This window comes from Kitasatospora sp. NPDC093558 (genome assembly GCF_040683475.1).
GTDB lineage: Bacteria > Actinomycetota > Actinomycetes > Streptomycetales > Streptomycetaceae > Kitasatospora.
In genome coordinates this window covers 1-4,890 of record NZ_JBFBDY010000046.1, presented here as the reverse complement: position 1 = coordinate 4,890, position 4,890 = coordinate 1, and the positions used below count along the sequence as shown (strand labels likewise).

6 protein-coding genes are annotated in these 4,890 nt (G+C 69.8%); all 6 read left to right on the top strand.

Translation table 11 applies throughout. From position 1 onward, the window contains the following. On the top strand, positions 1-447 hold a 447-nt coding region (whiA, locus tag AB0O00_RS07925; protein ID WP_363649274.1), incomplete at its 5' end, for a DNA-binding protein WhiA. A 331-nt stretch (positions 448-778) separates the two neighbouring features. Further along, a complete protein-coding gene (gene gap / locus AB0O00_RS07920; protein WP_363649272.1) occupies positions 779-1,786 on the top strand; it encodes a type I glyceraldehyde-3-phosphate dehydrogenase in 1,008 nt (335 codons plus the stop codon). 152 nt (positions 1,787-1,938) lie between these two features. Further along, on the top strand, positions 1,939-3,141 hold the full coding sequence (locus tag AB0O00_RS07915) for a phosphoglycerate kinase (RefSeq protein WP_363649270.1): 1,203 nt from the start codon (positions 1,939-1,941) through the stop codon (positions 3,139-3,141). A gap of 5 nt (positions 3,142-3,146) precedes the next feature. Beyond that, positions 3,147-3,932 (top strand): triose-phosphate isomerase, encoded by a 786-nt coding sequence (tpiA, locus tag AB0O00_RS07910; RefSeq protein WP_359960816.1) that lies wholly within the window; start codon positions 3,147-3,149, stop codon positions 3,930-3,932. 87 nt (positions 3,933-4,019) lie between these two features. Next, on the top strand, positions 4,020-4,256 hold the full coding sequence (gene secG, locus AB0O00_RS07905; RefSeq protein WP_030238415.1) for a preprotein translocase subunit SecG: 237 nt from the start codon (positions 4,020-4,022) through the stop codon (positions 4,254-4,256). 192 nt (positions 4,257-4,448) lie between these two features. After that, positions 4,449-4,784 carry an RNA polymerase-binding protein RbpA gene (locus AB0O00_RS07900; RefSeq protein ID WP_082598926.1) on the top strand — a complete coding sequence of 112 codons (336 nt, stop codon included), beginning with the start codon at positions 4,449-4,451 and terminating at the stop codon, positions 4,782-4,784. Positions 4,785-4,890 lie beyond the last annotated feature (106 nt).

The following is a 4,890-nucleotide window of genomic DNA, read 5'->3' as shown; positions in this document are numbered from 1 at the left end:
CGCGGGGTGGACCGGGTCGTCATCCGGGACGGTGACGCGATCGGCGCGCTGCTGACGCGCCTCGGCGCGCACGAGTCGGTGCTCGCCTGGGAGGAGCGCCGGATGCGGCGCGAGGTCCGGGCCACCGCCAACCGCCTCGCCAACTTCGACGACGCCAACCTGCGCCGCTCGGCCCGTGCCGCGGTCGCGGCCGGCGCCCGGGTGGCCCGTGCGCTGGAGATCCTCGGCGACGAGGTGCCCGAGCACCTGGCCGCGGCCGGCCAGCTGCGGATGCAGCACAAGCAGGCCTCGCTGGAGGAGCTCGGCGCGCTCGCCGACCCGCCGCTGACCAAGGACGCGGTGGCCGGCCGGATCCGCCGCCTGCTGGCGATGGCCGACAAGCGCGCCTCCGAGCTCGGCCTGCCGAGCACCGAGGCGAACCTGACCGACGAGATGGCGCTCAACTGACGACCTGACGATCACGGTTCGTGACCGATTCGCGGCCGGTGTCCGGATTCCGGGCACCGGCCGCCGTCGTGTCCGGACGGGTCCGCGCATGTCCATGCCGAAGTGGCCCGACTTGGCAAATTGGTAGAGACCACTGGCCCGGGACCAACTGCCCTCCGGGTCAAGGACGGAAGGCCTGAAATGGGGTTTGGGGCACGCCACGCCAGGTCTCGCGAATCGGTGCGATGTGCCCTCCCAGGCCCCGGAGGGGTAGGGTCATAGGCGGTCGGGGACTTCCCAAATCTCACCCCCGTCGGCTTAGCTCCGGCGTACCTAACGAGGAGATCGGTTCGTGACGATCCGGGTAGGCATCAACGGATTCGGCCGCATCGGCCGCAACTTCTTCCGCGCGGTCAAGGCCCAGGGCGCGGACATCGAGATCGTCGGTGTCAACGACCTGACTGACACGAAGACCCTGGCTCACCTGCTGAAGTACGACACCACCCTGGGCACCTTCCCGGGCGAGGTCTCGCACACCGAGGACAGCATCACCGTCGACGGCCACACCTTCAAGGTGACGGCCGAGCGCGACCCGGCGAACCTGCCGTGGGCCGCCCTGGGCGCCGACATCGTCGTCGAGTCCACCGGCATCTTCACCAAGGCCGAGGCCGCGAAGAAGCACCTCGCCGCCGGCGCCAAGAAGGTCATCATCTCGGCGCCCGCCACCGACGAGGACGTCACCATCGTGATGGGCGTCAACGACGACAAGTACGACGCCGCCAGCCACGACATCATCTCCAACGCCTCCTGCACCACCAACTGCGTGGCGCCGATGGCGAAGGTGCTGAACGAGAGCTTCGGCATCGTCAAGGGCCTGATGACCACGGTCCACGCCTTCACCAACGACCAGGTGACGCTGGACTTCCCGCACAAGGACCTGCGCCGCGCCCGCGCCGCGTCGCAGAACATCATCCCGACCTCGACCGGTGCCGCCAAGGCGACCGCCCTGGTCCTGCCGGAGCTCAAGGGCAAGCTGGACGGCACCTCGCTGCGCGTCCCGGTCCCGACCGGCTCCATCACGGACCTGGTCGTCACCCTGGAGCGCGAGGTGACCAAGGACGAGGTCAACGCGGCCTTCCAGAAGGCCTCGCAGGAGGGTCCGCTCGCGGGCATCCTGACCTACACCGAGGACCCGATCGTCTCCTCGGACATCGTCAACGACCCGGCCTCCTGCATCTTCGACTCCCAGCTGACCATGGTCCAGGGCAACCAGGTCAAGGTGCTCGGCTGGTACGACAACGAGTGGGGCTACTCGAACCGCCTCGTCAACCTGACCACCCTCGTCGGTGGCCAGCTCTGACGCAGTGGGAGCTGACGTGATGTGAGGGCGAGGGCCCGGACGGCGCACCATGCCGACCGGGCCCTCGTTCTGCGTACAAGAACAATCCAGGCGGCCCCTGCGCCGTGCCGCCTCTCTGCGCATCCCCATCTCCCCAGGAGACCGAAGAACCCGTGAAGACCATCGAAGACCTCGACGTCGCCGGCAAGCGCGTCTTCGTCCGCGCCGACCTGAACGTGCCGCTGGACGGCAGCACGATCACCGACGACGGCCGCATCCGCGCCGTCGCCCCGACCATCGCCAAGCTCCTGGAGCGCGGTGCGAAGGTCGTCGTCGCCTCCCACCTCGGCCGCCCGAAGGGCGAGCCGGAGGCGAAGTTCTCCCTCGCGCCGGTGGCCGTGCGCCTCGGCGAGATCCTCGGCACGAGCGTCGCCTTCGCCGCCGACACGGTGGGCGAGAGCGCCGCGGCCACCGTCGCCGCGCTGGCCGACGGCCAGGTCGCGCTGCTGGAGAACCTGCGCTTCAACGCCGGCGAGACCAGCAAGGACGACGCCGAGCGCAAGGCCTTCGCCCAGCAGCTGGCCGCCCTGGCCGACGCCTACGTCGGTGACGGCTTCGGCGCCGTGCACCGCAAGCACGCCTCGGTGTTCGACCTCCCGGCCCTGCTGCCGCACGCCGCCGGCGACCTGATCGCCACCGAGGTCGGCGTGCTGAAGAAGCTCACCGACGAGGTCGCGCGGCCGTACGTCGTCGTGCTCGGCGGCGCCAAGGTGTCCGACAAGCTCGGTGTGATCGACAACCTGCTGAAGAAGGCCGACCGCATCCTGATCGGCGGCGGCATGGCGTACACCTTCCTCGCGGCCAAGGGCCACGAGGTCGGCATCTCGCTGCTCCAGGCGGACCAGAAGGACCGCTGCCTGGAGTACCTGGCCGAGGCCGAGAAGCGGGGCGTCGAGTTCGTCCTGCCGGTCGACGTCCTGGTCTCCGCCGAGTTCCCCGACCTCAAGGGCAAGACCCCGGCCAACCCGGACCTCGTCGCCTCGGACGCCATCCCGGCGGACAAGGAGGGCCTGGACATCGGCCCGAAGACCCGCGAGCTGTACGCGGCGAAGCTGGCCGACGCCGGCACGGTGTTCTGGAACGGCCCGATGGGCGTCTTCGAGCACCCCGACTACGCCAACGGCACCAAGGCCGTCGCGCAGGCGCTGCTCGACAGCCCCGGCTTCACCGTGGTCGGCGGCGGCGACTCCGCCGCGGCCGTCCGCATCCTGGGCTTCGACGAGAACGCCTTTGGACACATCTCGACCGGCGGTGGCGCGAGCCTGGAGTACCTGGAGGGCAAGCAGCTCCCGGGTCTCACCGCCCTGGAAGGCTGAACGCAATGACCGAACGTCTCCCGCTCATGGCGGGCAACTGGAAGATGAACCTCAACCACCTCGAGGCCATCCAGCACACCCAGAAGCTCGCCTTCACCCTGAACGACAAGGACTACGCGGCCGTCGAGGTCGCCGTCCTGACCCCGTTCACCGACCTGCGCTCGGTGCAGACGCTGGTCGAGACGGACAAGCTGAAGATCAAGTACGGCTCGCAGGACATCTCGGAGCACGACTCCGGCGCCTACACCGGCGAGGTCTCCGGCCCGATGCTGGCCAAGCTGCGCTGCACCTACGCGGTGATCGGCCACTCCGAGCGCCGCCAGTACCACGCCGAGACCGACGAGATCGTCAACGCCAAGGTCAAGGCCGCCTACCGGGCCGGGATCACCCCGATCCTGTGCATCGGCGAGCCGCTGGAGGTCCGCAAGGCCGGCACCCACGTCGAGCACACGCTGGCCCAGCTGGACGGCGGCCTCAAGGACGTCCCGGCCGAGCAGGCCGAGACCGTCGTGATCGCGTACGAGCCGGTCTGGGCGATCGGCACCGGCGAGGTGGCCACCCCGGAGGACGCGCAGGAGGTCTGCGCCGCCATCCGCAAGCGGATCGCCGAGCTGTACGACGGCGCGCTGGCCGACAAGGTCCGCGTGCTGTACGGCGGTTCGGTCAAGTCGTCGAGCGCGGCCGGCCTGATGGCCAAGCCCGACATCGACGGCGGCCTGATCGGCGGTGCCTCGCTGGACGCCGCCGAGTTCGCCAAGATCGTGCGCTACCGTGACCAGGCAGTAGGCTAACGCCGCCGCAGCAACGTAGGCTTTGGGGCCGGACCGCCGGAAGCGGCCCGGCCCCTTCGCCGAAGATACGAGAGAGTTGGTCCCGTCGTGGTTCTCGGGTTCTCGATTGCCCTGATCATCTTCAGCCTGCTGATGATCCTGCTCGTGCTGCTGCACAAGGGGAAGGGCGGCGGCCTGTCCGACATGTTCGGCGGTGGCGCGATGTCCACCGGCGGCGGCTCCGCGGTGGCCGAGCGCAACCTCGACCGCATCACGATCGTGGTCGGCCTGGGCTGGTTCGCGTCCATCATCGTGCTGAGCCTGCTGCTCAAGTACAAGGGCTAGTCCCGGTCGGACACCCCCGCTGGTACCGGAGCCCGCACAAGCCTGACGCCCCGTCGCCCGAGCGCCTATCCTGGGACGGTCGGGGGCGGAGGCGATGGTGGCGCACCCTTAACTCCTGCTTACACTAGGACGACTTTCGCCACCGACGCGCACCGCGGCGGGTCGGCGTACCAGCACGCAGGGAGTCAGACCGTGGCAAGTGGCAACGCCATCCGTGGCAGCAGGGTCGGAGCCGGCCCGATGGGCGAGGCGGAGCGCGGCGAGTCCGCCCCCCGCAACCGGATCTCCTTCTGGTGTGCCAACAAGCACGAGACCAAGCCCAGCTTCGCCGCCGAAGCCGTCATCCCGGACACCTGGGACTGCCCGCGCTGCGGCTTCCCGGCCGGGCAGGACGAGCACAACCCGCCCGCCCCCTCGCGCAACGAGCCGTACAAGACCCACCTCGCCTACGTCCGCGAGCGGCGCACCGACGCCGACGGCGAGGCGATCCTCGCCGAGGCGCTGGCCAAGCTGCGCGGCGAGATCTGAGCCGCGAGACCCGAAGGGCGCCACCGTCAACGACGGTGGCGCCCTTCGGCGTTGACCTCGCGGTACCAGGGCGGGCCTGTCGGATCAGGCCGGGTGCCGCGACGCC